At 64.5% G+C, this 24414-nt stretch carries 24 protein-coding genes; 15 read left to right on the top strand and 9 right to left on the bottom strand.

Going from position 1 to position 24414, the window contains the following annotated elements:
* Positions 1 to 186: 186 nt before the first annotated feature.
* Positions 187 to 450, bottom strand: a complete 264-nt coding sequence (locus tag ACNQPL_RS01590; protein WP_346612362.1) for a hypothetical protein — start codon at positions 448 to 450, stop codon at positions 187 to 189.
* Between the two features lie 131 nt (positions 451 to 581).
* The gene (locus ACNQPL_RS01585) at positions 582 to 1463 is read right to left on the bottom strand and encodes a LysR family transcriptional regulator (RefSeq protein WP_346612361.1); all 882 of its coding nucleotides are present in this window, start codon (positions 1461 to 1463) and stop codon (positions 582 to 584) included.
* A gap of 169 nt (positions 1464 to 1632) precedes the next feature.
* On the opposite strand from ACNQPL_RS01585, the gene argC reads away from it, so the two are divergent.
* Both argC and ACNQPL_RS01575 read left to right on the top strand, forming a co-directional pair.
* Positions 1633 to 2574 (top strand): N-acetyl-gamma-glutamyl-phosphate reductase, encoded by a 942-nt coding sequence (gene argC, locus ACNQPL_RS01580; RefSeq protein ID WP_416465509.1) that lies wholly within the window; start codon positions 1633 to 1635, stop codon positions 2572 to 2574.
* 81 nt (positions 2575 to 2655) lie between these two features.
* A complete protein-coding gene (locus ACNQPL_RS01575) occupies positions 2656 to 3342 on the top strand; it encodes a GNAT family N-acetyltransferase (protein ID WP_416465507.1) in 687 nt (228 codons plus the stop codon).
* Between the two features lie 111 nt (positions 3343 to 3453).
* Here the strand turns inward: ACNQPL_RS01575 and ACNQPL_RS01570 are convergent, their stop codons facing one another.
* From ACNQPL_RS01570 to ACNQPL_RS01550, 5 genes are read right to left on the bottom strand one after another with little or no spacing between them, the layout of a single operon-like run.
* Positions 3454 to 4209, bottom strand: coding sequence for an ABC transporter permease (locus ACNQPL_RS01570; protein ID WP_346612358.1), 756 nt, complete (start codon positions 4207 to 4209; stop codon positions 3454 to 3456).
* Positions 4209 to 5414 (bottom strand): ABC transporter substrate-binding protein, encoded by a 1206-nt coding sequence (locus ACNQPL_RS01565; RefSeq protein WP_416465505.1) that lies wholly within the window; start codon positions 5412 to 5414, stop codon positions 4209 to 4211. Before ACNQPL_RS01565 ends, ACNQPL_RS01570 begins: the two co-directional genes overlap by 1 nt.
* Positions 5401 to 6222 (bottom strand): ABC transporter ATP-binding protein, encoded by an 822-nt coding sequence (locus tag ACNQPL_RS01560; RefSeq protein ID WP_416465503.1) that lies wholly within the window; start codon positions 6220 to 6222, stop codon positions 5401 to 5403. Before ACNQPL_RS01560 ends, ACNQPL_RS01565 begins: the two co-directional genes overlap by 14 nt.
* On the bottom strand, positions 6219 to 7283 hold the full coding sequence (locus ACNQPL_RS01555; protein WP_346612355.1) for an acyl-CoA dehydrogenase family protein: 1065 nt from the start codon (positions 7281 to 7283) through the stop codon (positions 6219 to 6221). Before ACNQPL_RS01555 ends, ACNQPL_RS01560 begins: the two co-directional genes overlap by 4 nt.
* A gap of 46 nt (positions 7284 to 7329) precedes the next feature.
* The gene (locus ACNQPL_RS01550; RefSeq protein ID WP_346612354.1) at positions 7330 to 7887 is read right to left on the bottom strand and encodes a carboxymuconolactone decarboxylase family protein; all 558 of its coding nucleotides are present in this window, start codon (positions 7885 to 7887) and stop codon (positions 7330 to 7332) included.
* 102 nt (positions 7888 to 7989) lie between these two features.
* Here ACNQPL_RS01550 and ACNQPL_RS01545 point away from each other — a divergent pair, with 102 nt between their 5' ends.
* Entirely contained in the window at positions 7990 to 8901 is a 912-nt protein-coding gene (locus ACNQPL_RS01545) for an AraC family transcriptional regulator (RefSeq protein WP_346612353.1), read from the top strand.
* A 24-nt stretch (positions 8902 to 8925) separates the two neighbouring features.
* Here the strand turns inward: ACNQPL_RS01545 and ACNQPL_RS01540 are convergent, their stop codons facing one another.
* Complete coding sequence (locus tag ACNQPL_RS01540; RefSeq protein ID WP_346612352.1) at positions 8926 to 9444, bottom strand: RrF2 family transcriptional regulator; 519 nt, start codon at positions 9442 to 9444, stop codon at positions 8926 to 8928.
* Between the two features lie 224 nt (positions 9445 to 9668).
* Between ACNQPL_RS01540 and ACNQPL_RS01535 the strand changes: the two genes are divergently transcribed.
* Together ACNQPL_RS01535 and ACNQPL_RS01530 are read left to right on the top strand one after the other, a co-directional pair.
* Positions 9669 to 10880, top strand: coding sequence for an NAD(P)/FAD-dependent oxidoreductase (locus ACNQPL_RS01535; protein ID WP_416465500.1), 1212 nt, complete (start codon positions 9669 to 9671; stop codon positions 10878 to 10880).
* A 234-nt stretch (positions 10881 to 11114) separates the two neighbouring features.
* A complete protein-coding gene (locus ACNQPL_RS01530; protein WP_416465498.1) occupies positions 11115 to 12740 on the top strand; it encodes a methyl-accepting chemotaxis protein in 1626 nt (541 codons plus the stop codon).
* 140 nt (positions 12741 to 12880) lie between these two features.
* Here the strand turns inward: ACNQPL_RS01530 and ACNQPL_RS01525 are convergent, their stop codons facing one another.
* On the bottom strand, positions 12881 to 14284 hold the full coding sequence (locus ACNQPL_RS01525) for a purine-cytosine permease family protein (protein WP_346612349.1): 1404 nt from the start codon (positions 14282 to 14284) through the stop codon (positions 12881 to 12883).
* 317 nt (positions 14285 to 14601) lie between these two features.
* Here ACNQPL_RS01525 and ACNQPL_RS01520 point away from each other — a divergent pair, with 317 nt between their 5' ends.
* The 10 genes from ACNQPL_RS01520 (at position 14602) to ACNQPL_RS01475 (ending at position 24414) form a co-directional block, all read left to right on the top strand.
* Positions 14602 to 15087, top strand: a complete 486-nt coding sequence (locus tag ACNQPL_RS01520) for a flavin reductase family protein (protein ID WP_416465496.1) — start codon at positions 14602 to 14604, stop codon at positions 15085 to 15087.
* Positions 15088 to 15153: 66 nt separating this feature from the next.
* Positions 15154 to 16194: an LLM class flavin-dependent oxidoreductase gene (locus ACNQPL_RS01515; protein ID WP_346612347.1), complete on the top strand. Its 1041-nt coding sequence runs from the start codon at positions 15154 to 15156 to the stop codon at positions 16192 to 16194.
* A 463-nt stretch (positions 16195 to 16657) separates the two neighbouring features.
* Positions 16658 to 17254, top strand: a complete 597-nt coding sequence (locus tag ACNQPL_RS01510; RefSeq protein WP_003256068.1) for an amino acid synthesis family protein — start codon at positions 16658 to 16660, stop codon at positions 17252 to 17254.
* Positions 17255 to 17322: 68 nt separating this feature from the next.
* Positions 17323 to 18156, top strand: a complete 834-nt coding sequence (locus ACNQPL_RS01505) for an alpha/beta fold hydrolase (protein WP_416465494.1) — start codon at positions 17323 to 17325, stop codon at positions 18154 to 18156.
* Positions 18153 to 19634: an aldehyde dehydrogenase gene (locus ACNQPL_RS01500; protein ID WP_346612345.1), complete on the top strand. Its 1482-nt coding sequence runs from the start codon at positions 18153 to 18155 to the stop codon at positions 19632 to 19634. The genes ACNQPL_RS01505 and ACNQPL_RS01500 overlap by 4 nt, the downstream gene beginning before the upstream one ends.
* Positions 19635 to 19647: 13 nt before the next feature.
* A complete protein-coding gene (locus ACNQPL_RS01495) occupies positions 19648 to 20133 on the top strand; it encodes a flavin reductase family protein (protein WP_416465492.1) in 486 nt (161 codons plus the stop codon).
* A 184-nt stretch (positions 20134 to 20317) separates the two neighbouring features.
* The gene (locus tag ACNQPL_RS01490) at positions 20318 to 20707 is read left to right on the top strand and encodes a carboxymuconolactone decarboxylase family protein (RefSeq protein WP_033697320.1); all 390 of its coding nucleotides are present in this window, start codon (positions 20318 to 20320) and stop codon (positions 20705 to 20707) included.
* A gap of 88 nt (positions 20708 to 20795) precedes the next feature.
* On the top strand, positions 20796 to 21548 hold the full coding sequence (locus ACNQPL_RS01485) for a GntR family transcriptional regulator (RefSeq protein ID WP_167062359.1): 753 nt from the start codon (positions 20796 to 20798) through the stop codon (positions 21546 to 21548).
* A gap of 2 nt (positions 21549 to 21550) precedes the next feature.
* Positions 21551 to 22114, top strand: coding sequence for an NUDIX hydrolase (locus tag ACNQPL_RS01480; RefSeq protein WP_416465490.1), 564 nt, complete (start codon positions 21551 to 21553; stop codon positions 22112 to 22114).
* A 119-nt stretch (positions 22115 to 22233) separates the two neighbouring features.
* A complete protein-coding gene (locus tag ACNQPL_RS01475) occupies positions 22234 to 24414 on the top strand; it encodes an ATP-binding protein (RefSeq protein WP_416465488.1) in 2181 nt (726 codons plus the stop codon).

Raw genomic sequence — 24414 nt, 5'->3', positions numbered from 1 at the left:
GCCACCAAGGCTAACAACTATGGCCTATCAGGCCATGGCACGTTGCAACAAATGTAGGAGCGGGCTTGCCCGCGATGCGCCGCGCGGGCGGCGCTCGATCTCAAGGGCGCTAAAAATCCCAAGGCAAGCGCTCGATCTACGCCAAACTTCAATAATCAAGACAAGCGCTCAAACCCTACCCCTCACTCACTTGCTGCGCGCCTTGTTGTAGATGGTCTTGGCCTGGTCCGCCGAAGCCTGGCACTTGGTCATGTCGCCGGCCTTCTGGGCATCCTTGGCATTTTGCAGATGCACCTTGAAGTCATGGGCCATGCCACCATGCATCGCCTGGCCACTGGCCTTGTGGAAGTCCTCCAGTTCCTTGATCTTGGCTTCACAGTTGCTCGCCGGGTCCGCATGGGCCGCAAAACTCAACACAGACGCAATCACCAGCAGTGCGATGGATTTCATGGAGCGTTCTCCTGGGAAATCGGAAGGTTCATCGAGAGACATTGGCTCGACGCAGCCAACAGCATAGTAGGCCAAACGCCCTGACGCCTCTGCTCAGGCCGATGATCGTGACCCGCTGCGGCATATACCCCTTACTGCCGCAACCGCTCCAGGGCCTCCAGCACAAACCCGGTCGCCCGCTCGGGCGGCCCTTCCCTGCAGGCAATCCCCAACTGCCGCCACAACCCCGGCCGCAGCGGTCGGCGGGCGATGCGCCGGTCCAGTTCGGCCACTTCGCCCTCCTGGGGCAGCAAGGTGGCGCCATACCCGGCGCCCACCAGGCTTTTGATTGCATCGTTGTAGTTCAGCTCGATCCGCGGCTCGGGGTACAGCCCGGCGGCGGCGAACCATTCAGCGGTCACCCGCGACAGTTGCGTGCTGCTGTCATTGAGGATCAGCGCCCGCTGCCCCAGCCAGGCCGGTGTGACCCTGGCCGGTGGCTGCCAGTCGGCCGGGACGTAGGCGAGGATGGGGTCGCGCCGCCACGGGGTGAGCCTGACGCCCTTGCCTGCCACTTGCGGCAAGGCCACCAGGCCGATGTCCAGCGCGCCCTCACGCAAGCGCGCCAGCGACGCCTGCGAGGTCAGTACCTGCACCTGCACATCGATGCCGGGGTGCGCTGTGCGCAAGTGTTCCAGTGCTTTGGGCAACAGATGCGCAATGGCGCCGGTCGAGGCGCCAAGGCGCACCCGCCCGGTCAGGCCTTCGACTTGCCGGCGCACTTCGTCCAGGGCCAGGTCGGCATCGGCCAGCAGGCGCCGGGCACGCGCCAGCAGGGTTTCGCCGATGGCCGTCGGCCGTACCTGGTTGCGGTTGCGGGTAAGCAGCGGGGCACCGACCCGCGCCTCCAACTCTGCCACGTGCAGGCTGATGGTCGGGGGCGCCAGGTTGAGCTGGCGGGCGGCCTCGGCGAACGAGCCCAGGTCGGTGATGACCACCAGGGTACGGAGGCGGTCGAGGCTGATTTCGCGCATGGCATCGGTCCTGTTGTGGCAGCTACGGCCTCTGCGCGGGTACTGCGCAGGGGCAAGGCACCGACAACTGTAATTCAGAAAAAATGAACATCGCAGTCATGATATTCAAATTTCCTTTACCACCGCCAGAGGCGACCATGGTTCATCTCCTCCTGACCGGACCCTGACCATGCACACCCCTCTTGTCTTCATCGATGGCGACCAAGGCACCACCGGCCTGCAGATCCACGCCCGCTTGCACGGCCGCGACGACCTGCACCTGTTGACCCTGCCCGAAGCCGAACGCAAGGACCCGCAGCGCCGCCGCGAGGCGATCAACAGCGCCGACATCGCCCTGCTCTGCCTGCCCGACGCCGCCGCCCGCGATGCCGTAGCGGCCATCCACAACCCGGCGGTTCGGGTGATCGATGCCAGCTCGGCGCACCGCACCACGCCCGGTTGGGTGTATGGGCTACCGGAGCTGAACGAGCAGCAGCCCGAGCGTATCGCCCAGGCCAAGCGCGTCAGCAACCCCGGCTGTTACCCGACCGGCGCCATCGCGCTGCTGCGCCCGCTGGTCCAGGCCGGCCTGCTGCCGGCCGACTACCCGCTGAGCATCCATGCCATTTCCGGTTATTCCGGGGGTGGCCGCGCGGCGGTCGAGCAGCATGAACAGCCCGGCGCCGAACAGGCACCCACCCTGCAGATGTACGGGCTGGAGCTGGCGCACAAGCATGTGCCGGAAATCCAGCTGCACGCTGGGCTGTCGGCAAGGCCGGTGTTCTTGCCCGGTTATGCCGCGTATCGCCAGGGCATCGTCCTGAGCATCCCGCTGCAACTGCGCCTGCTGCCTGGCCAGGCCACCGCCGAACAGCTGCAGGCGTGCCTTGAACGGCACTACCAGGGCGCCCGCCACGTGCAGGTCGCACCGCTGCACCAGCACGGCCCGGCCACGCCGCTCGACCCCGAGGCGCTGAACGACAGCAACGACCTGCGCCTGGCCCTGTACGCCAACCCAGAGCACGGCCAGGTGCTGCTGACGGCCGTGTTCGACAACCTGGGCAAGGGCGCCTCGGGCGCGGCGGTGCAAAACCTCGACCTGATGCTTGCGGCCATGCACGCACAAGGCTGACACGGCAAAAAGGGTTTAGACTGTGCACCCCGCGCCAATCCGGCGCGGGGTGATCAAACCGCAGCCGGAGCCCGTCCACCGATGTTCATCCTGAGCCGCCTCGACAGCGTGCCGCCCGAATCCTTCCAGAACCAGATCCGCGAACTGGTGATCCACCACGTCGGCGAACTGAGCAGTGTCGCCATTCGTGCCGAAAACCCGTTGTACCCGCTGTATCAGTACGGTGTCGGCATGGAGGTCCACCAATACCTGCAGGCCATGGACGGCACGCGCGGCCTGGCCGTGGAGCTGACCCTGGCCCTGGACGCCGATGCGCCGGACCAGATGCTGGGTTTTGCGTTGACCTTGCCCGCCCAGGACAACGACCAGGCTTGCGCAGTGGCGTTTCTGGCCGTGGTCGCGGAGCACCGCCGCCAGGGCATCGCCCGCGCATTGCTGGGTGACGTGCAGGCGCGTTTTGCCAGTGTCGAGCTGAATGCCTTTGCCCACCAGGTGCCTTGGTTCGAAGCGATGGGCATGCAGGTGGTGGCGGCCAGCGGGCCACAGGTGCTGATGAGCAGCACCGGCCAGGCCAGCGCTGCGCTGATCGGCCGGCTGGACATTGCGCCGATCTACCAGACCACCGAAGTGCATCAGATTCACACCTACCTGCTCAACCAGCAGGGTGAGGATGCGATGATCGAGGCCGAGCAGCAGCGCGATGAGTGGCTGGATGAGTTGGCGGAATCGGCGCGCGACTGTGTGCGCCAGCGCAAGACCGTGCATTGACCTGACGGCCTCATCGCCGGCAAGCCGGCTCCCACAGGTAAGCCACAACTCCAGAATGCTGTGGGGCAACTGTGGCAGCCGGCTTGCCGGCGATGAGGCCACACTGGCCCTTCAGGCATGCACCCAGCGCCGATGCAGCCCACGCGCCAGTGCATCGAGCATGAACCCCAGCACCCCTATCAGCAGCACCATGGCCATCAGCTCCGAGTAAGCCAGCCGGTCACGGGTATCGAGAATGAAATACCCAAGCCCGGCACTCACGCCCAGCATTTCGCACGGCACCAGCACGATCCACAGAATGCCGATGGCCAGGCGCACGCCGGTCAGCACATGGCCGATCACCCCGGGGATGATCACCTTGCACAAGGTTTCCCAGCGCGTGGCACTCAGGCTACGGCTCAACTGCAACCAGCGCGGGTCGAGCTGGCGCACGCCTGCGGCGGTGTTGAGCAGAATCGGCCACAACGCCGCAAACGCCAGCAGGAAGTAGATCGGCTGGTCGCCCACGCCCATCAGCATCACCACCACCGGCATCCACGACAACGGTGAGATCATCCGCAAAAACTGGAACGCCGGCGTGGTTGCCGCCTCCAGGTGCCGGTAGCTGCCCACCAGCAGGCCCAGCGGCACACCGATCAGCAACGCCAGCAACAGGCCGACAAGAATACGCTTGAGGCTGACCCAGACGTGCCCGTAGACCTCGCCTTCGCCCAGCAACTCCACCAGGCTGGCCAGTGTCGCCTGGGGCGAAAAGCGCGCCGACAGGCCATCGGCCTCGCCGAACAACCGCACCCCGGCCCACCACAGCAGCAGCAACCCCAGCAGCCCGGCCAACCCAAGTCCGGCATGTACAACATGTTTGCGCATCAGACCGCGAACTCCTCACTACGCTCGAAGTTGTCGGCAATGCCGAACACCGACGGGCCGCCTACGGCGGCAATGGCATTGCGCACGAAGCGGTCGTCGACCAGGTCGCGCGCGGTCTGCGCCGGGTCCAGGCCGGCAAGGAAAGCGCTCTCCCCTTCGATCAGGGTGCCTTTCAGGCGTTTGACCAGTTCTTCGGTGTAGCTGGGGAACGGGTACGGCTGGAAGTCGATGCGCTTCTCGTCCCACTGCTGGTGCTGGATGGCCCCGCTGGCGATGTAGGCGGCGCGGTCCTCGGCGGCCGGGGCCAGCACCTTGGCCAGCACCGCAGGCTCGTGTGGTGTGTACTTGTTGGGGCCGGCCTTGGACAGCAGCGCTGCGGCTTCGGCGCGGTGGTCGCGGGTCCAGTGCTGGGCCTTGACGATGGCGTTGACAACCTTCTGCGACCACTCGGGGCGGTTGTTCAAGTCGTGCTCGTGCATGAACACCACGCAGCAGGCGTGGTTGCGCCACACGTCACCGGTGAAGCGCTGCACACGGCCGACCTTGAGGTTTTCAGCCAGGGCGTTGAACGGCTCGGCGACGATGTAGCCGGCAATGCGCTTGCTGGCCAGGGCCGGCGGCATGTCCGACGGTGGCAGCACCAACAGGTTGACCTCGTTGGCGGCCAACTGGGCGTTGGCGGGCCTGGACACCGGCGTCAGGCCGTTGTCGTTGAGCATCTGCTGCAGCACCACGTTGTGGATCGAGTACCAGAACGGGATGGCCACGGTCTTGCCGCCCAGCTGCTTCATGTCGGTGATGTCCGGCGCCACCGTCAGGCCCGAGCCACCCACGTGGTTCCACGCCACCACCTTGGCTGGCACCTTGCTGGCGTAGCGCGCCCACACCGTCATTGGCGACAGCAAGTGGATCACATTGACCTGGCCAGAGATGAACGCCTCGATCACCTGGGCCCAGCTGCGCAGCAGCACCGGGCGCTCGGCCTTGAGGCCTTCGGCCTCGAACAGGCCGTTGTTGTGCGCCACCAGCAATGGCGTGGCGTCGGTGATCGGCAGGTAGCCGATGCGCACCGGCGCGTCCGGCTCGGCGGCTGCCCGCGCCTGCAGGCTGGCCAGCAGCGGCACGGCACCGGCGGCGGTGAGCATGGCGCTGAGCTTGAGGAAATCGCGACGCGACGAAGAGGAACAGCAGTCATCCATGCACATGGACAGCCTCCGAGGGCAATGAGGGAGATGAAGGTTGGGCTGTGCGGCTTGCCCGCCGAAGGGTTTTGACGATGTCGATACGCAGCGCGCCCAACGCTTCGACCCGGTGCGTGCGCGGTTGCGGCAGGTCGATGTGCCATTGGCCGAGAACATGCGCTGGGTGGTCGCCCAGTAGCAAGACCCGGTCGGACAACAGCAAGGCTTCGTCGATATCGTGGGTAATCAGCACCGCCGCGGTCTTGTGCGTGGCGATCAGTTGCAGCAGCAATTGCTGCATGTCGGCACGGGTTACCTCATCCAGCGCACCGAAGGGTTCATCCAGCAGCAAGACTTCGGGCTGGCGGGCCAGGCAGCGGGCCAGCGCGGTGCGCTGGGCCATGCCGCCCGACAACTGCGCCGGGTAGTGGCTGCGCGCATGGGCCAGGCCCACAGCGGCGATCGCATGGTCGATGCGCGCACGGCGCTCGGCGGCGGCCAGCTTGGGCTGGCGGGCGAAATCCAGGCCAAAGGCGACGTTCTTTTCCAGGCTCAGCCACGGCAGCAGGCTCGGGTCCTGGAAGGCCACCGCCAGACGCGGGTGCGGGCCCTGCAGCGGTTCGCCGTGCAGGCTCACGCTGCCGCCACGCGGCTGCTGCAACCCGGCCAGTACCCGCAACAAGCTGGATTTGCCGACACCACTGGGGCCGAGGATGGTCACCACCTCGCCCGGCGCCAGCTGCAAGTCGAAGCGCGCCAGCACCTCCTGCCAGCCGCCATCGCGCGGGTAGCCCAGGCTGATCTCCCGGGCTTCGAGCAACACTTGGCTCATGCGTTCGCCGCCTGGCGGTGCAATTCGGCGCGCAGCTGCACCAGGCTCGGGGTCACGATCGGCACGAATGCCGACTCCCGCCAGCGGCGGGCGAACCCTTGGCCGTATTCGCTCAGGTAAGCCTTGCCACCGCTGGCCTGCAGTTCCAGCTGCACTGCGTCGGCGGCGCTTTCAGCCAGGGTGATGCGCAGTTTGAACAGCGCTGCCGGTTGGCTCAGGAAGCGCCCTTCGAGCAGGCCTTGCTTGAGCTCGGCCACGGTGTTTTCCAGGCGCTCCTTGAGCACCTGGCGGGCTTCTTCAAGGAACGAGATGCGGCCGTTCATGTGCGCCTGCACTTCATCCAGCGCACGCCGCGCCAGGCCGATGGCCATACCGCACTGCAATCCAAGGAATGCCGGGCGCACCGTTGGCAGGAACTCGCGGGCGTTGTCGTGCAGCAGCCACTCGCGCTTCAGTTCGACCTGATGGAACGCCAGGGCAGCCGTATTGCTCGATTGCAGGCCCATCAGCTGCAAGTCGTCGGAGCGTTCCAGGCCCTGGGCATCGGATGGGATCGCCAGCACGAACGGCGCGCCGCCTGCATCGTCTTCAATGGCTGCAGCCACCACGAAACCGCTCTTGCGCAGGTTGGTCACCCAGTGCAGGCGGCCGTCGAGGGCCCAGCCGTCGGCCTGCGGGCGGCCGCGCACTTGCAACGCTTCGATGCCGGAAAGGAACTTCATGGCATTGGAAAGCCCCGTGGCACCGGCCAGTTCCCCGGTCAACAAGCCGGGCAACAGGCGCTCACGCAGCGCCTGGTTCGGGCTTTGCAACAGGTATTCGATGAAGGCGCGCTGGCCCCAGCTGACGAAGGCTGCGGCCAGTGAACGGCTGGCGATGGCGGCAATGGCTTCGACCGCATGGGTCACGGCGCCGCCGCTGCCGCCCAGCGCCGGGTCGACACCGACGCGCAGCAGCTGCGATTCGGCGATGTGCGCCAGCACCCGATGCGGGTCGCACTGGCCTTGGTCGATTGCTTCGGCATTGGCATCCAGCCACTGCGCAAATCCAGCATCAAGCATATCCCTACTCCTTTTGATAAGCAGGCGCCGCGGCGCCCTGTGCGGATTACGCAGGCTGCCAGCGGTACTTGCTCAGCTCGTCGTTGAGCGGCGTTTGGGCGAACACATTAGCAAAGTTGCACAAGGTTGCGAGGCTGACGCCAAGAATCACTTCCAGGGCGTTGCCCTCGGTGAAACCGGCAGCCCGGAACGCCTGGTAAGTCGCTTCGCTGACATTGCCGCGGGTGGCGATGACCTCACGGGCGAACGCGGCCAGGGTCTCATAGCGGGCGTCAGGCAGTTCGCCACGGGCGCGCAGGGCGTCGACCACTTCCTGCGGCAGCTTGGCCTTGTTCAGCGCCACGGCGGTGTGGCCGGCCACACAGAAGTCGCAACCGTGCTGGGTAGCAGCAATCAGCTGCACCACTTCACGTTCGGCCAGGGTCAGTTCGGCCTTGCCGTTCAGGGCCGACACGGTTACGTAGGTTTCCAGCGCTGCTGGGGCGTTGGCCAGCACGCCGAGCAGGTTGGGGATGAAACCGGAGTTCTTCTGGGCATTTTCGAGGAACGGGCGGGCTGCTTCCGGGGCGCTCTGCAGCGTGTGTAGCGTAATGCGCGAGGACATGGAGTGGACTCCTTTGATGGGTGTGCATACAGTCTGTTGGTTATAAGAATTACCCTCCATATTCATCAGTCGCCTTTCCTTGCTCCTGAGTGTTTGCATTAGATGATTTCATCCAGCCATCTTGTCGATTGGTTATTAGAAGGCCTCCAGCTCGACGCCAGCCTGTTCCACGTGGGCCGCTATTGCGGTGGCTGGCACGCCAGCACCCAGGGCATGGGCCGGGCCAGTTTTCACCTGGTAGTCCAGGGGCATTGCTGGCTGCACATCGACGGGCAAGCCGAAGCCGTGCGCCTTGAGGCCGGGGATGCGGTGTTTTTGCTGCGAGACCTGGCTTACCGGTTGTCGGGCGACCAGGACCCGGTGAGCGCCTGCGCCCAGCCGCGCCAGGCCATGCAGGCGCTGAATGCCCATGCCAATGACGGGGTGGGCCTGGTGTGCGGGTTCTTCCACTTTCGCCCGGGGCTGTCGTCACTGATTGTCGAGGGCCTGGCCGACTGGATCGTGCTGCGCGCCGACGAGCCCGCCGGGCATGCGGCGCGGGCGCTGTTCGGGCTGATTCTTGAAGAGTGCGAGCGCCTGCCAGCACCGTCGCAAACGTTGTTGGAGCGGCTGACGCACTTGCTGTTCCTGTATGTGCTGCGCCAGCAGGTGCACGCCGGGCAACCACTCGGTGGCTTGGTAGCGCTGGCCCGGCAGCCGGCGTTCGCTGGGTTGCTGGCGCAACTGATCGAGCAACCCGGCCAGGCCTGGACACTGGAAACCATGGCCGCGTGCACGGGGCTTTCGCGGTCGGCGTTTTTCAAACGCTTCAACGAACTGGCCGGGCAGTCACCAGGGCAGGTGCTGCTGGCCTTGCGCATGCGCCATGCCTGCCAGTTGCTGCAGGCGGGCAATACCGTGGAGCAGGTGGGCGCGCAGGTGGGGTATCAGTCGGTGGCGGCGTTTACCCGGGCGTTCGCCAAGGCGGTGGGCGTGCAGCCGGGGGCGTACCGTCGCCAGCATGAAGGGCGTTGAGGCCCCGCGGGCGAAACACCCGCCTTACGCCTGACTCGTCGGGATCCGCCGCTCGCCCATCCAGTCATTGACCTGCTGGCCAAACTCCGCCGGTGCCTTGCGCCCGAACCGGCGCGCCAGGTCGAGGATGGTCTGCTGCGCCAGCGCCTCTTCCATACGCTTCTGCGCCCCCAGCATCACGGCGTGAATCGCACAGGTGCCTTCAGTCGCCCAGCCGGGTGGCGAGCCGTCGAACAGCGTGCAGCGCTCGCGAATCTCGCGGCAGTCGAAAATCTTCTTCGGCCCGTCGATGGCGTTGACGATGTCCAGCACGGTGATCTCGTCCGAAGGCCGGGCCAGGCGAAAGCCGCCCCGCACGCCCTCGGTGGCGACCACCAGCTTGGCGCGGGCCAGCTTGGTGAAGACCTTGGCCAGGTACTCCTGCGGTACGCCCTGCAGCTCGGCCAGGTCGCGCACGCTGGCATCGCGCGTATCGCCGCGCTCGTCCACGAGGTACAGCAGGCAATGGATGCCGTATTCGACGCCAGCACTGTAGAGCGACATGTGTATCTCCGACCAACTTTGTCGCAAATCATACGCGGGTAGCGCGTGCACTGCAAAAGGCTCGCCTTGAAGCGTTGGATAGCTCACCCGATGAGCAGACCCACAGGGGTGTAGAAAAAACTTGCAAAGACAAACTACGACCAATAGAGTCGTAGTTATTCGAGAGGCACCCTGGGTGTGATCGAAGCCACCTTTTCCCGTAATCACATTCGCGGAGCAGCTGCATGAAAACCAACATCCTGATCATTGGTGCCGGCTTTGCCGGTGTCTGGAGTGCCCTGAGCGCCGCCCGCCTGCTGGACAGAGCCAAGCGTGACGACCTGAGCATCAGCGTGCTGGCGCCGCAGCCCGAACTGCGCATCCGCCCGCGCTTCTACGAAGCCGACGTGCATGGCATGAAGGCGCCGCTAGGCGAACTGTTCGACGCGGTGGGTGTGCAGTTCATCGAAGGCCATGCGCAAGGCATCGACGCCCAGGGGCGCAGCGTCAGCTTCACCGGCGCCAATGGCCAACCGCAGCAGATCGCCTATGACCGGCTGATCCTGGCCGCCGGTAGCCAGGTGGCACGCCCGGCAGTCCCGGGGCTGGGCGAACACACCTTCGATGTCGACCAGATGGAATCGGCCATGCACTTGGAGCAGCACCTGGCATCTCTGGCTGCCCTGCCCGCCTCGCCGGCACGCAACACCGTGGTGGTGTGCGGCGGCGGCTTCACCGGCATCGAGACCGCCACCGAAATGCCTGCCCGCCTGCGCGCCGTACTCGGTGACGCTACGGTACGCGTGCTGGTAGTCGACCGCGGTGCCAAGGTGGGCGCGGCGCTGGGCGCAGGCATTACACCGTCGATCGTTGCCGCCTGCGAACAGGCGGGTGTCGAGTGGCTGGCGGGTACGTCAGTGGTGGCCGTCGATGCCGGTGGCGTTACGCTGGACAACGGCGAGTACATTGCCAGCAAGACCGTGATCTGGACCGTGGGCGTCCAGGCCAGCCCGCTGACTGCACACGTGGCTGGCGAGCGTGACCCATTCGGCCGCCTCAAGGTCGACGACCACCTCAAAGTGGTTGGCCAGGCGCACATCTACGCCACCGGCGACACCGCCTGGGCTGCCGTCGACGACGTGGGCAACCACGCGCTGATGACCTGCCAGCATGCCATTCCCATGGGCCGCCACTGTGGCAACAACGCCATGGCTGACCTGCTCGGCGAACAGCCGGTCATCTACCGTCAACCCAAGTACGTGACGTGCCTGGACCTCGGGGACTGGGGTGCGGCATTCAGCGAAGGTTGGGAGCGTGAACTGAAATTGCAGGGCCAGGAAGGCAAGGCGCTCAAGCGCAACATCAACGGGGTATGGATCTACCCGCCGGTTGCTGACCGTGCCGTCGCGCTGGCCGCTGCCGACCCGGCCATCGCCATCGCCATCGCCATCGTTTGAGTGCAATTTCCTGATAAATCCGTCAATTAATGACGGATTTATCAGCACACGTAGTTACATTGAATGACTGGTCAATAATGATGGCCATATGGCATCATTCAAACAAAAAAACATGCAAGAGGGTGAGACACACACTTAAATCCGCAGCGCATCGAGAGCCTGGCACCACCACCCGGTGGCCCGGCCTTCCGTCCATGCTCTTGACGCCTGCACGCCACCGTCAAGGAGCATTCCATGCTGTTACGGAATATGAAGATCGGCATTCGCGCGGCAAGCGTATTCGCCCTGTTGGGCATTCTGGTCCTGGTCATGGGCCTTACCGCACTCTATGAAACCCGCCAGATGGACAAGGCCACGGATGAAATCCGCGTGACCTGGATGCCTGCCGTGGTCGCCCTCAGTGAAATCAGCACCAACCTGGGCCGCGCCCGCGCCGTCACCCTGCGCGCCGCACTGGATGACAGCCCGGCGGAGCGCCAGCGCAACATCGACCTGCTCAAAGGCATCAACGAACAGCTCGACGGCGGCCTCAAGGACTATGAAGCCACCATCATCGCTGCCGATGACCGCGCCCTGTTCAACACCTTCGATACCGCCCATCAACAGTACCTCGCCCTGCAAGCGCGAGTGCTGCAGGACATCGCCGCCGGGCGCATGGTCGAGGCCAGGCAGCAGATCACCGGCCCGCTTACCCAGGCTGCCGACAGCATGATGAAAGCCATGACGGCGCTGATCAGCTACAACAGCGAGGGTGCCGAGCAGGCCTCGCAGCGCAGCAGCGATGTAGCCGATGAAGCCTTTACCGCGATCATCAGCGCGCTGCTGGTGATCATGCTCGCCCTGGCCGTCATCGCCACCGCCCTCACCCGCAGCATCGTCGTGCCGCTGGCCGACGCCGTGGCCGTGGCCGAACGTGTGGCGACCGGCGACCTGACCCATGACATCAAGGTCACCGGCAAGGATGAGCCTGCCTTGCTGCTGCGCGCCCTGAGCCGAATGCAGGCAAGCCTGCGCGACACCCTTCGCAAGATCGCCGCGTCTTCCGACCAGTTAGCCTCGGCCTCGGAAGAACTGCACACCGTCACCGAAGACACCAGCCGCGGCCTGCACCAGCAAAGCGCAGAGATCGACCAGGCGGCCACCGCCGTCAATCAGATGACCGCTGCCGTCGAGGAAGTGGCCAACAACGCCGTGAGCACCGCCGACGCCTCCCAGGGCGCCGACCGCACCACCCGCGATGGCCGTGAGCAGGTGAACCTGGCACTGGCGTCGATCCAGCATCTGGTCGATGACGTCACCGGCACCTCTGCAGAAATCGAGCAGTTGGCCAACAATGCCAACGAGATCAGCCGGGTGCTCGATGTAATCGGCGCGATTGCCGGGCAGACCAACCTGCTGGCACTCAACGCTGCCATCGAGGCCGCGCGTGCCGGTGAGGCTGGCCGTGGCTTTGCGGTGGTCGCCGATGAAGTGCGCGCCCTCGCCCACCGCACCCAGCAGTCCACGGCGGAGATCGAGCAGATGATTGCCGGTATCCAGAACGGCACCGAGCGGGCAGTGACAGCCATGCACAGCAGCCAGGGGCGTGCCGCCGGAACGCTGGAGGTGGCGCAAGGTGCCGGGCAGGCGCTGGAGGTGATTGCCGAGGCGATCGGATCGATCAACCAGCGCAACCTGGTGATTGCCAGTGCTTCGGAAGAGCAGGCACAGGTGGCCCGGGAGGTGGATCGCAACTTGGTCAATATTCGCGACCTGGCGATGCAGACATCGGCAGGGGCCAATCAGACCAGTGCGGCAGCGCAGGACTTGTCCAGGCTGGCGGTGGATTTGAACGGCATGGTGGCGCAGTTCAAGGTGTGATCTGAAACAGCCGGGGCCGCTTTGCGGCCCATCGCAGGCAAGCCAGCTCCTACCGATACCACGCAAGCCTCGTGTCTTGTGCGATTCCTGTAGGCGCTGGCTTGCCTGCGATGGGCTGCAAAGCAGCCCCTGTTCTCAGATCAATCGTTAACGCTAACGGCCCGCACAGCCCTCTCGGCCTTGCCGCGCGTAGCCAGGCAGTAATACAGCGGCACCGTCACGACCAAGCCGACCAGCCACGACAGGTCAGCCCCTTCGACAATGTTCGAGTACGGCCCCACGTACAGCGACGTATTGGCAAACGGCAGCTGCACCAGGATGCCGCACGCATAGGCAATGATCGCGTGATGGTTGAAGCGCCCGTAGATCCCGCCATCAGCGCGGAAGATCGAGGCAATGTCGTACTGGCCTTTCTTGATCAGGTAGAAGTCGATCAGGTTGATCGAAGCCCACGGCACCAGCACCAGCAGCAGCGCCAGGATCAGCCCGATGAAGTGGCCAATGAAGTCCGCCGAGGCATTCAGGGCGACCATGCCGCACGCCACCAGGATGACTGCCGCCAGCATCACACGCACCTTGACGCTCGGTGTCCACTCGGCGACGAAGGTCTGGATCGCCGTGACGATCGACAGCACCGCGCCATACAGGTTGAGGGCGTTGTGGCTGATGATGTTGAGCAGGAACAACACCATCAGGATCGGCCCCAGCCAGCCAGTGGCCTGCTTGACCGCGTCCATCGCATCGGTGCCCTCCGGCACGCACAGCACTGCCACCGCACCAAAGCTGAAGCACAGGATGGTGCCCAGGGTAGCGCCGAAGTACGTGGCCCAGAACGGCTTGGCAATGCCGACTTCCTTGGGCAGGTAGCGCGAGTAGTCGGAGGTGTAAGGCGAGAAGCTGATCTGCCAGATGGTGCCCAGCGACACGGTGGCGATGAAGCCGGACAGGTTGAAGGCGCCGCGGCTGAAGAAGTCGGCCGGCAGGTCCTGGACGAACATCATGATGAAGCCGGCCAGCAGCGCCGAGCCCATCACCCAGGTACCAATACGGTTAAGGCCATGAATGAAGCGGTAACCGATGACGCCGATGGCGGTGGCGCTGAGGGCACCGATGACGATCGCCGTGGGCATTGGCACACTCGGTGCGATGCCGTGGATCGACTTGCCCGCCAGGACAATGTTGGAGATGAAGAAGCCAACATAGATCAGCGCGGTGAAGAACACGATCAGCAAGGCGCCGTAACGGCCGAACTGGCCGCGGCTCTGCACCATCTGCGGGATGCCCAGCTGCGGTCCCTGCGCAGAGGCCAGGGCGATGACCACGCCCCCGACAAGATGCCCCAAGGCGATGGCGATCAGGCCCCACAACAGGTTCAGGTGGAACACCTGGACCACCATGGCGCCGGTGACGATGGGCAGTGGCGCAATGTTGGTGCTGAACCAGAGGGTGAACAGGTCGCGCGCCTTCCCATGGCGCTCGGCAGGTGGAACGTAATCGACCGTGTGATTCTCGACAAACTGGTGTTGCGATGACGGTTGGGACATGGTTTTCAGCTCGAAAGGTCGTTTTTATCGTTGTAAGGAAACCGCATCTAGGCGGCCTCTCAGCTGCGGACCATATTATGGTATTCCAAACTTTTGACAACACTGATTCGGCTTTAAAAACTGTTACTGATCCGGTTCAGCACCCCGACCAAAAGCTTTGCAATTTCACAGAGCCCAATATCCATGCGGCTTTGCGCCATTCATCGTGAATTTTCCGTGGCTGAAAATTCCGCTTGCAAATCGAGTATTACGGTATACCATCAGACACATCAACGATAAAAAGCGGTCCACCGCTGCCCCAATTCGAGGTTCACGCCATGATCGACGCAACCGTCTACAAGAACGTGCTGGGCTCCTTCCCGTCCGGCGTTACCGTCATCACCACCCTGGACGACGACGGCTCGATCGTCGGCCTCACCGCCAGCGCCTTCTCTTCCCTGTCGATGGACCCGCCGCTGGTGCTGTTCTGCCCCAACTACAGCTCCGACTCCTACCCTGTGCTGATCAAGAACAAGCGCTTCGCCATTCACCTGCTCTCTGGTGAACAGCAGGCCGAGGCCTACGCCTTCGCCAAGAAGGGCAAGGACAAGGCGGCCGGCATCGAGTGGAGCTTGAGCGCTCTGGGCAACCCTATCCTGGCCGGCGCCACCGCGGTGATCGAATGCGAATTGTGGCGCGAATATGAAGGTGGCGACCACGCCATCATGGTCGGCAAGGTGCACAACCTGATCGTCCCCGAGCAGGCCCCACGGCCGATGATCTACTGCCGCGGCAAGATGGCCAGCCTGCCCGCCTTCGCCTGAAGCGCCTAGCCTTATTACTGACGCCTGGCGCGCCAGGCGAGACTTTCAAGCTCCGAGGAAAGCCCCATGAAATTTTCGTTGTTCGTGCACATGGAACGTTGGGATGAACAGGTCAGCCACCGCCAGCTGTTCGAAGACCTCACCGAACTGACCCTGATGGCCGAGAACGGCGGTTTCAGCACCGTGTGGATCGGCGAACACCACGCCATGGAATACACCATCTCGCCAAGCCCGATGCCGCTGCTGGCCTACCTCGCCGCACGCACCGAGAAGATCCGCCTGGGCGCCGGCACCATCATTGCGCCGTTCTGGAACCCGATCCGCGTGGCCGGCGAATGCGCCTTGCTCGATGTGATCAGCAACGGCCGCATGGAAGTGGGCCTGGCCCGTGGCGCCTACCAGTTCGAGTTCGACCGCATGGCCAATGGCATGCCAGCCACCGACGGTGGCAAGGCCCTGCGTGAAATGGTCCCGGTGGTGCGCAAACTGTGGGAAGGCGACTACGCCCATGAAGGCGAGGTGTACAAGTTCCCCACCTCCACCAGCGTGCCGAAGCCGTTCAACGCCACGCCGCCGATGTGGATCGCCGCCCGCGACCCGGACTCGCACAACTTCGCCGTGGCCAACGGCTGCAACGTCATGGTCACCCCGCTGATGAAGGGCGACGAAGAAGTGCTGGACCTGAAGAACAAGTTCCAGGCCGCGCTGGACAACAACCCGGATGTGCCGCGCCCGCAACTGATGGTGCTGCGCCACACCCACGTGCACAGCCCGTCGGAGCCTGAAGGCTGGAAAGTCGGCGCCCAGGCCATCTCGCGCTTCTACCGCACCTTCGATGCCTGGTTCGGCAACAAGACCGTGCCGGTCAACGGCTTCCTGGAGCCAAGCCCGGAGTCCAAGTTCGCCGAAGTGCCAGCGTTCCAGCTGGAGAACATCCGCAAGAACACCATGATCGGCACCCCGGAAGAAATCATCGCGCGCATCAAGTACTACCAGGAACTGGGCGTCGACGAGTTCAGCTTCTGGTGCGACAACAGCCTGCCCCACGCCGAGAAGAAGAAGTCGCTCGAGCTGTTCATCAAGGAAGTGGTGCCGGCGTTCGCCTGAATTCCCATTGCCTGAAGTCGTTGCGGGATCAGCCCGCTCCCGGGGGCCGTCATGGCCTTCGCGAGCGGGCATTTTTTGGTGCTTGTCTTGGGTTCTGTAGCGCCTGTGAGATCGAGCGCCGCCCGCGCGGCGCATCGCGGGCAAGCCCGCTCCTACATCCGTTTCGGGCCAGTGAGTCCTGTTATATAGGCGCGCGCCCTTTTGTCTGTAAGACGCAACATCGAGGCGGGCGCCAAGAGCGCACGCGCCAATGCCTCAGAAATAACTGGCCCGAAACGAATGTAGGAGCGGGCTTGCCCGCGATGCGCCGCGCGGGCGGCGCTCGATCTCACACACCCCACAACACTCAAGGCATACACCTTTCGTCTCCTCTCCAGAGAAATTTCAAGCACCCTCTTGCACAACAAATATTATGGTATACCATCAGACAACAAGAGCTGATAACCCTCACCAGGAGCCACCCATGAGTTTCGAAATCCGCAAGATCGTCACCTACTCCGAAGAGACCCGCATCGAAGGCGGCAAGGCCACCGACAAGCCGGTGACCATGGTCGGCCTGGCCGTGGTCATCAAGAACCCATGGGCCGGTCGCGGTTTCGTTGAAGATCTGAAGCCGGAAATTCGCGCCAACTGCTCCGAGCTGGGTGCACTGATGGTCGAGCGCCTGACCGCCGCCATCGGTGGTGCCGACAAGATCGAAGCCTACGGCAAGGCTGCCGTGGTGGGTGCCGACGGTGAAATCGAACACGCCTCGGCGGTAATCCACACCCTGCGCTTCGGCAACCACTACCGCGAAGCGGTACAGGCCAAGAGCTACCTGAGCTTCACCAACAAGCGCGGCGGCCCGGGCACTTCGATCCAGATCCCGATGATGCAAAAGGACGACGAAGGCCTGCGTTCGCACTACATCACCCTGGAAATGCAGATCGAAGACGCGCCGCGTGCCGACGAAATCGTCGTGGTGCTGGGCGCTGCCGACGGTGGCCGCCTGCACCCACGCATCGGTAACCGCTACATCGACCTGGAAGAACTGGCTGCCGAAAAAGCCAACGCTCAATAACAACAACCAAGACGGGCCTGGGCGTGGCGTGAATACCCGCCGCGCCCGACCTTCAAGGAGCGCCCTCCATGATTCAGCCTGTCGCTGAACGTACACCGGCCGGCACCAGTTACCTGGTGCAAGGCCAGGGCCAAGCCGTGGTGCTGATCCACGGCGTGGGCCTGAACAAGGAAATGTGGGGCGGGCAGTTTGTCGGCCTGGCCAACGACTACCGCGTCATCGCCTACGACATGCTCGGCCACGGCCAGAGCGCACTGCCTGCCGCCGACACCGGCCTGGAAGGCTACGCCGCACAACTGGCCGAATTGCTCGACCACCTGCAAATCGCCCAGGCGACCGTGATCGGCTTCTCCATGGGTGGCCTGGTGGCGCGGGCCTTCGCCCTCGAATACCCGCAGCGCCTGTCAGCGCTGGTGGTGCTCAACAGCGTGTTCAACCGCACCCCAGAGCAGAGCGCCGGCGTTATCGCCCGTGCCGCCCAGGCTGCCGAACTGGGCCCCGACGCCAACGTCGATGCCGCCCTCGACCGCTGGTTCAGCCGTGAATACAAAGCCGCCAACCCCGCGCAGGTTGCGGCGATTCGCCAGGTGCTGGCGAGCAACGACCCGCAGGGCTACCACACCACGTATTCGCTGTTCGCCACACAGGACATGTACCGCGCAGGCGACCTGGGCAGCATCCAGGTGCCGACGCTGATCGCCACCGGCGAACTCGACTCGGGCTCCACCCCGGCCATGACCCGCCAGCTTGCCGCCAGCATTCCGGGTGCGCAAAGCGTGGTCCTCGCCGAGCAACGGCATATGATGCCGGTGGAAGCACCCCGTGAAGTCAACAAGATGCTGCTGGACTTCCTCAAGCAAGCCCGCACCCTCACCGAATCCGCCAAGGGGATTGTTGCATGACCCTCGTTCGTTTCCAGATGTGCATCGACGGCCAATGGCTCGATGCCCAGAGCGGCAAGACCTTCGACAGCCTCAACCCGGCCACCGCCCAGGCCTGGGCGCAACTGCCCGACGCCGACGAAGCCGATGTGGAGCTGGCCGTGCAGGCCGCCCAGCGCGCTTTCGAAAGCAAGGCCTGGCGCAGCATCAGCGCCACTGCGCGGGGCAAACTGCTGCGCCGCCTGGGTGACCTGATTACCGAGAACAAAGAGCACCTGGCCCAGCTGGAAAGCCGTGACAACGGCAAGCTGATCCGCGAAACCCGCGGCCAGGTCGGCTACCTGCCGGAGTTCTTCCATTACACCGCAGGCCTGGCCGACAAGCTCGAGGGCGGCACCCTGCCCCTCGACAAGCCGGACCTGTTCGCCTACACCGTGCACGAGCCGATCGGCGTGGTGGCCGGGATCATCCCGTGGAACAGCCCGCTGTACCTCACCGCGATCAAGCTGGCCCCGGCCCTGGCGGCCGGCAACACCATCGTGCTCAAGCCGTCCGAACACGCCTCGGCGACCATCCTCGAGCTGGCCCGCCTGGCCCTCGAGGCCGGCTTCCCGCCAGGCGTGGTCAACGTGGTTACCGGCTACGGCCCTAGCACCGGCGCAGCACTCACCCGCCACCCGCTGGTGCGCAAGATCGCCTTCACCGGCGGCGCCGCCACCGCGCGGCACGTGGTGCGCAGCAGCGCCGAGAACTTCGCCAAGCTGTCGCTGGAGCTGGGCGGCAAGTCGCCGAACATCATCTTTGCCGACGCCGACCTGGACAGCGCCATCAACGGTGCAGTGGCCGGCATCTACGCCGCCTCCGGGCAAAGCTGCGTGGCAGGTTCCCGGCTGCTGGTGCAGGACGAGATCTTCGACGAATTCGTCGCCCGCCTGGTCGAGCGCGCTAAACGCATCCGCATCGGCAACCCGCAGGACGACGCCAGCGAAATGGGCCCCATGGCCACCGCCCAGCAACTGGCCGTGGTCGAGGGCCTGGTGGCTGCCGCCAAGGCCGAAGGCGCCAAACTGCACATGGGCGGCAAGCGTGCCGAGGTCGAGGGTGACGGCTGGTTCTACGAGCCGACCCTGTTCGAGTGCGACAGCAACTCGATGACCATCATGCAGGAAGAAGTGTTCGGCCCGGTTGCTGCGGTGATCCGCTTCAAGACCGAGGAAGAGGCGCTGGAAATCGCCAACGACTCGCAGTTCGGCCTGGCCGCCGGCATCTGGACCCGCGACCTGGGCCGTGCCCACCGCCTGGCCCGCGACGTGCGTTCGGGGATCATCTGGGTCAACACCTACCGCGCCGTGTCGGCCATGGCGCCGATCGGCGGTTTCAAGAACAGCGGCTACGGCCGTGAAAGCGGCATCGATTCGGTGCTGGCCTATACCGAGCTGAAGACCGTGTGGATCAACCTGTCCACCGCGCCGATGCCCGACCCGTTTGTGATGCGTTGAGAGGTAGCACGAGATGATCGAACCAGGCATCTACAAAGACGTGATGGGCTCGTTTCCGTCCGGGGTCACGGTGGTCACCACCCTGGACGCCGACGGCGGCATCGTCGGCATCACCGCCAGCGCGTTCAGCGCGCTGTCGATCGAGCCGGCACTGGTGCTGTTCTGCCCCAACTACGCCTCCGACACCTACCCGATCCTGCGGGACAGCAAGCAGTTCGCGATCCACCTGCTGTCCGCCGAGCAGACCGCCGAGGCGTATGCCTTCGCCGGCAAGGGCAAGGACAAGGCTGCCGGTATCGACTGGCACCTGAGCGAGCTGGGCAACCCGTTGTTGGCCAAGGCCACGGCGATCATCGAGTGCGAACTCTGGCGCGAGTACGACGGCGGTGATCACGCGATCATCGTCGGCGCGGTGAAGAACCTGGTGCTGCCCGAGCAGCCGGTTACCCCGATGGTCTACCACAAAGGCAAGCTGGGCGCCCTGCCCCCGCTGGGTTGATACACCTTGAAATCGGTGTTGGTTTCTTCGCGGGGCAAGCCCGCTCCCACAGTGAGGGCCAGTCTACCTGTGGGAGCGGGCTTGCCCCGCGAAGAAGCCAGCACCGATGTCCCTATTTTCCAGGGGCCGCGCTAATCGTCTCACCCTCGGTTGCGGCCCCTGTTTTTGTTCCGGAGTACTGCGCATGAGCAACGAAAAGTACGAGAAAGGCCTGCAGATCCGCACCCAGGTGCTGGGCGAGGAATACGTCAACCGTTCCATCCAGAACGCCGACGAGTTCACCAAGCCGTTGCAGGAGCTGGTCACCGAGTACTGCTGGGGCCATGTGTGGGGCCGTGATGGCTTGTCGCTCAAAGAGCGCAGCATGATAAACTTGGCCATGATTTCCGCGCTCAACCGGCCCCACGAGCTCAAGCTGCACATTCGCGGCGCATTGCGTAATGGCCTGAGCCGAGAACAGATTCGCGAGATCCTGCTCCAGGTCGGCATTTATTGCGGCGTGCCCGCGGCGGTGGACAGTTTCCGCCTGGCCCGCGAGGCATTCGCAGAAGCCGATGCGGAGTCAACCCGTTAACAACGGGCTGTTCGAACCACTGCAAGGAGTGCCTCGGTTCAGGGGGCTCCGTGATGTTGGCGCAACAGCCTCATAAAGAGCGCACCTGATGAAACGCCAGCCACTCGACGACAGCTTCAAGGTCAACCGCAACCCCGTTACTCTGCGTGAAATCGTGCTCGACAAGCTGCGCGGCGCGATCATGAACTTCCACCTGCTCCCGGGCGACCGCCTGGTCGAGCGCGACCTCTGCGACCGCCTCGGCGTCAGCCGCACCTCGGTGCGTGAAGCCCTGCGCCACCTGGAGTCGGAAGGCCTGGTGGAGTTCGCCGACGCCAAGGGCCCGCGCGTGGCCATCATCACCCTGGAAGACGCCCGCGACATCTATGAGCTGCGTTGCGTGCTCGAAGGCCTGATCGTCCAGCTGTTTACCCTCAACGCCAAGGCCAAGGACATCCGTGCCCTGGAACGGGCGCTGGAGGTCAACCGCGAGGCCCTCGAAGAAGGTGAGCTGCAACAGGTGCTGGACTCGGTGCAAGGCTTCTACGACGTGCTGCTGGAAGGCTCCGGCAACCAGGTCGCGGCGCAGCAGCTGCGCCAGCTGCAGGCCCGTATCAGCTACCTGCGCGCCACCTCGGTGTCGCAGGAAAACCGCCGCGGCGCCAGCAACCGCGAGATGGAAAAGATCGTCGAAGCGATCAAGGGCGGCGACCCGCTGGTGGCCCATCAGGCTTCGGTCGATCACGTCCGCGCTGCCGCCAAGGTGGCCCTGGACTACCTGCGCCAGAAGCAGGACGACAACACCAAGGTGCGCGACATCGTCGAGCCCCTGGCCCTCAAGGAACCTCGCATAGGCCGCTGACCATGCCCAACGCCCCGCGCTACTGCCCGCACTGCACCACGGAACTGGCCCGGGGCGTTCCCACAGGCGACACCCACGAACGCCTGCACTGCCCCGGCTGCGGCTATATCCACTACATCAACCCGAAGATCATCGCCGGCTGCATCATCGAGCGCGATGGCAAGTACCTGCTGTGCCAGCGCGCGATCCCGCCGCGCCCAGGCACCTGGACCTTGCCGGCCGGGTTCATGGAGGCGGGTGAAACCACCGAGCAGGCGGCGCTGCGCGAGGTGTGGGAAGAAAGCGGCGTACGCGGCGAGATCGTCTCGCCCTACTCGATCTTCAGCGTGCCTATAATCTCCGAGGTGTACATCATCTTCCGCGCCATCGCCACCGAAGAAACCGGCCAATACGGGCCGGAGACGCTGGCCTACAAGTTCTTCGCGCCGGACGAAATCCCCTGGGAAGAAATCTACTACCCGGCGATCCGGCAGATCCTCGAGCGCTACATCCTCGAACGGCAGGCCGGGGTGTATGGGATCTACATGGGCAATGACGATACCGGCAAGGTGCATTTCATTCGCTGAGCCAGTGCGGCTTTCCAGCGGGTTCCCCCCGGGAGGCCCGCCCTACAACACAAATCCCTCGCCAATTTCGCCGTCTCGGTGCACCCTGAGCGCTCCAGGCAAAAGGATTGGCAGCACACATGGCAAAATGGCTAGACGGCGGCGGGCTGATGGCCGAACGCATCCGCCACCACGATTGGAGCAGCACCCCGCTTGGCCCGCTGGAGGCCTGGCCCGGCGTACTCAAGACCACGGTCGCGCTGTGCCTGGGCTCGCGCTTCCCGCAAGCCGTGCTCTGGGGCGACCAGCTGACCACCCTGTACAACGATGCCTTCGTGCAGATCCTCGGCAGCAAGCCGCTGGCCTTGGGGCGGCCGTTCAGCGAGGTGTGGCAGGAAGCCTGGAGCGAAATCAGTGCCATGGCCGACCGAGCCATGGCCGGCGAGGCGGTGTACATCGAAAACTTCCCACTGGTCATCGACCGCAACGGTGGCCCCGAGCGCGCGTATTTCACCTTCTGCTACAGCCCGGTCCGTGGCGAGGACGGCCGCGTGCTGGGCATGCTCGACACGGTGACCGAAACCACCACCAACGTGGTCAACAGCCAACGCCTGAGCTTTCTCGACAACCTGGGCCGCCAAGTGGCCAACGCCACCGATCCTGAGCTGATCATGGCCATCACCACGCGCATGCTGGTTGAACACTTGCAGCTGTCCAGTTGTGCCTATGCCGTGATGGACGCCGACCAGGACGGGTTCAACATTTGTGGTGACGCCGTGGCCCCTGGTTCGCCTCGGTTGATCGGGCAGTACCGCCTGGCCGACTTCGGCCGCCTGGCCGTCAGCCGCCTGCGCGCTGGCGAAGCGCTGGTGATCAACGACAACCTCAGCGAACTGGCCGCCGAAGAAGCCGCAACGTTTCAGGCCATCGGCATCACTGCGACCATCTGCATGCCGTTGATCAAGGAAGGCCGCCTGACCGCACTGATGGCCATTCACGACAAGGCGCCACGTGTGTGGACTGGCTATGAACTGCGGCTGATCGGCGAGGTGACGGAGCGCTGCTGGTCCCATATCCAGCGGGTCCAGGCCCACGCTGAAGTGCGCGAGGCGATGGCCGCGCTGGAGGCGCTCAACGCCACCCTGGAGCACCGCGTCGAAGAGCGCACCACCCAGCTGCTGCACACCGAAGCCGTGCTACGCCAGGCGCAGAAACTCGAAGCCATTGGCCAGTTGACCGGTGGCGTGGCCCATGACTTCAACAACCTGTTGACCATCATCCGCTCGTCACTGCACTTTCTGCAGCGCCCAAACCTCGACGAGGCCCGCCGCGAGCGTTACCTGAAGACCATGGCCGACACCGTCGACCGCGGCGCCAAACTGACCGGGCAGTTGCTCGCGTTTGCCCGTCGGCAGGCCTTGAGCCCGCAGGTTTTCGAAGCTGGCCCCCGCCTGCAGGCCATGGCCGAAATGCTCGATACCGCCACGGGGGCAAGGATCCAGGTGCAGCTGGAGCTGCCAGAGGCGCCGTGTCACATCCGCGCCGACCTCAGCCAACTCGAGACCGCAGTGATCAACCTGATGCTCAACGGCCGCGACGCCATGGCCGGCGAAGGCACGTTGCGCTTGCGCCTGCAGGCCAACCAGCGCATGCCAGGCCTGCGCGGGCAAACTGCGCATGCGGGGCCGTTCGCGGCTATTTCCGTGGTGGACAGTGGCGTCGGCATCGCCGCCGAACTGCTCGATCGCATATTCGACCCGTTCTTCACCACCAAGGCGCCCGGTGAAGGAACAGGGCTTGGCCTGTCCCAGGTGTTCGGTTTTGCCAAGCAGTCCGAAGGCGATGTGGAGGTGAACAGCGTCGAAGGTCAGGGTACGACCTTTACCCTGTACCTGCCCCAGGAAACCACGCCCCCCGAGCACGCCGATGCTGCCGCCCTCCCCCAAGCCGAGGAGGGCGGTGCGCAACGACGAATTCTGGTGGTCGAGGACAACCCCGATCTGGGTGCTTTCACCGCGCAGATTCTCGAAGATCATGGCTACCGCATCAGCTGGGTGAGCTCGGCAGAAGAGGCCCTGGCAGCACTGGCCGGCCCGGCTGGCGAGTTCGATGCGGTGTTTTCCGATGTGGTGATGCCTGGCATGGGCGGCTTGGCGCTGGCCCACGAGCTGCAGCGCCTGCGCCCGCAATTGCCGGTGATTCTGACCTCCGGTTACAGCGACGCAATCGCCGAGGGCGGCCATCAAGGCTTTGCGTTTCTTGCCAAACCGTACTCGGCCGAGCAAGTGTGCCAGATGCTTGCCAAGGTGCTGGCCCCTTGA

The organism is Pseudomonas sp. LFS044 (assembly GCF_047978245.1).
Taxonomy (GTDB): Bacteria; Pseudomonadota; Gammaproteobacteria; order Pseudomonadales; family Pseudomonadaceae; genus Aquipseudomonas.
The sequence above is the reverse complement of the archived record's forward strand: the minus strand, read 5'-3'. Positions and strand labels throughout refer to the sequence as shown.

Excerpts from the sequence above, each read along its gene's own strand:
- ACNQPL_RS01590 (WP_346612362.1), bottom strand. The coding sequence starts at position 450 with ATGAAATCCATCGCACTGCTGGTGATTGCGTCTGTGTTGAGTTTTGCG.
- ACNQPL_RS01585 (WP_346612361.1), bottom strand. The coding sequence starts at position 1,463 with ATGCGCGAAATCAGCCTCGACCGCCTCCGTACCCTGGTGGTCATCACC.
- argC (WP_416465509.1), top strand. The coding sequence starts at position 1,633 with ATGCACACCCCTCTTGTCTTCATCGATGGCGACCAAGGCACCACCGGC.
- ACNQPL_RS01575 (WP_416465507.1), top strand. The coding sequence starts at position 2,656 with ATGTTCATCCTGAGCCGCCTCGACAGCGTGCCGCCCGAATCCTTCCAG.
- ACNQPL_RS01570 (WP_346612358.1), bottom strand. The coding sequence starts at position 4,209 with ATGCGCAAACATGTTGTACATGCCGGACTTGGGTTGGCCGGGCTGCTG.
- ACNQPL_RS01565 (WP_416465505.1), bottom strand. The coding sequence starts at position 5,414 with ATGTGCATGGATGACTGCTGTTCCTCTTCGTCGCGTCGCGATTTCCTC.
- ACNQPL_RS01560 (WP_416465503.1), bottom strand. The coding sequence starts at position 6,222 with ATGAGCCAAGTGTTGCTCGAAGCCCGGGAGATCAGCCTGGGCTACCCG.
- ACNQPL_RS01555 (WP_346612355.1), bottom strand. The coding sequence starts at position 7,283 with ATGCTTGATGCTGGATTTGCGCAGTGGCTGGATGCCAATGCCGAAGCA.
- ACNQPL_RS01550 (WP_346612354.1), bottom strand. The coding sequence starts at position 7,887 with ATGTCCTCGCGCATTACGCTACACACGCTGCAGAGCGCCCCGGAAGCA.
- ACNQPL_RS01545 (WP_346612353.1), top strand. The coding sequence starts at position 7,990 with ATGATTTCATCCAGCCATCTTGTCGATTGGTTATTAGAAGGCCTCCAG.
- ACNQPL_RS01540 (WP_346612352.1), bottom strand. The coding sequence starts at position 9,444 with ATGTCGCTCTACAGTGCTGGCGTCGAATACGGCATCCATTGCCTGCTG.
- ACNQPL_RS01535 (WP_416465500.1), top strand. The coding sequence starts at position 9,669 with ATGAAAACCAACATCCTGATCATTGGTGCCGGCTTTGCCGGTGTCTGG.
- ACNQPL_RS01530 (WP_416465498.1), top strand. The coding sequence starts at position 11,115 with ATGCTGTTACGGAATATGAAGATCGGCATTCGCGCGGCAAGCGTATTC.
- ACNQPL_RS01525 (WP_346612349.1), bottom strand. The coding sequence starts at position 14,284 with ATGTCCCAACCGTCATCGCAACACCAGTTTGTCGAGAATCACACGGTC.
- ACNQPL_RS01520 (WP_416465496.1), top strand. The coding sequence starts at position 14,602 with ATGATCGACGCAACCGTCTACAAGAACGTGCTGGGCTCCTTCCCGTCC.
- ACNQPL_RS01515 (WP_346612347.1), top strand. The coding sequence starts at position 15,154 with ATGAAATTTTCGTTGTTCGTGCACATGGAACGTTGGGATGAACAGGTC.
- ACNQPL_RS01510 (WP_003256068.1), top strand. The coding sequence starts at position 16,658 with ATGAGTTTCGAAATCCGCAAGATCGTCACCTACTCCGAAGAGACCCGC.
- ACNQPL_RS01505 (WP_416465494.1), top strand. The coding sequence starts at position 17,323 with ATGATTCAGCCTGTCGCTGAACGTACACCGGCCGGCACCAGTTACCTG.
- ACNQPL_RS01500 (WP_346612345.1), top strand. The coding sequence starts at position 18,153 with ATGACCCTCGTTCGTTTCCAGATGTGCATCGACGGCCAATGGCTCGAT.
- ACNQPL_RS01495 (WP_416465492.1), top strand. The coding sequence starts at position 19,648 with ATGATCGAACCAGGCATCTACAAAGACGTGATGGGCTCGTTTCCGTCC.
- ACNQPL_RS01490 (WP_033697320.1), top strand. The coding sequence starts at position 20,318 with ATGAGCAACGAAAAGTACGAGAAAGGCCTGCAGATCCGCACCCAGGTG.
- ACNQPL_RS01485 (WP_167062359.1), top strand. The coding sequence starts at position 20,796 with ATGAAACGCCAGCCACTCGACGACAGCTTCAAGGTCAACCGCAACCCC.
- ACNQPL_RS01480 (WP_416465490.1), top strand. The coding sequence starts at position 21,551 with ATGCCCAACGCCCCGCGCTACTGCCCGCACTGCACCACGGAACTGGCC.
- ACNQPL_RS01475 (WP_416465488.1), top strand. The coding sequence starts at position 22,234 with ATGGCAAAATGGCTAGACGGCGGCGGGCTGATGGCCGAACGCATCCGC.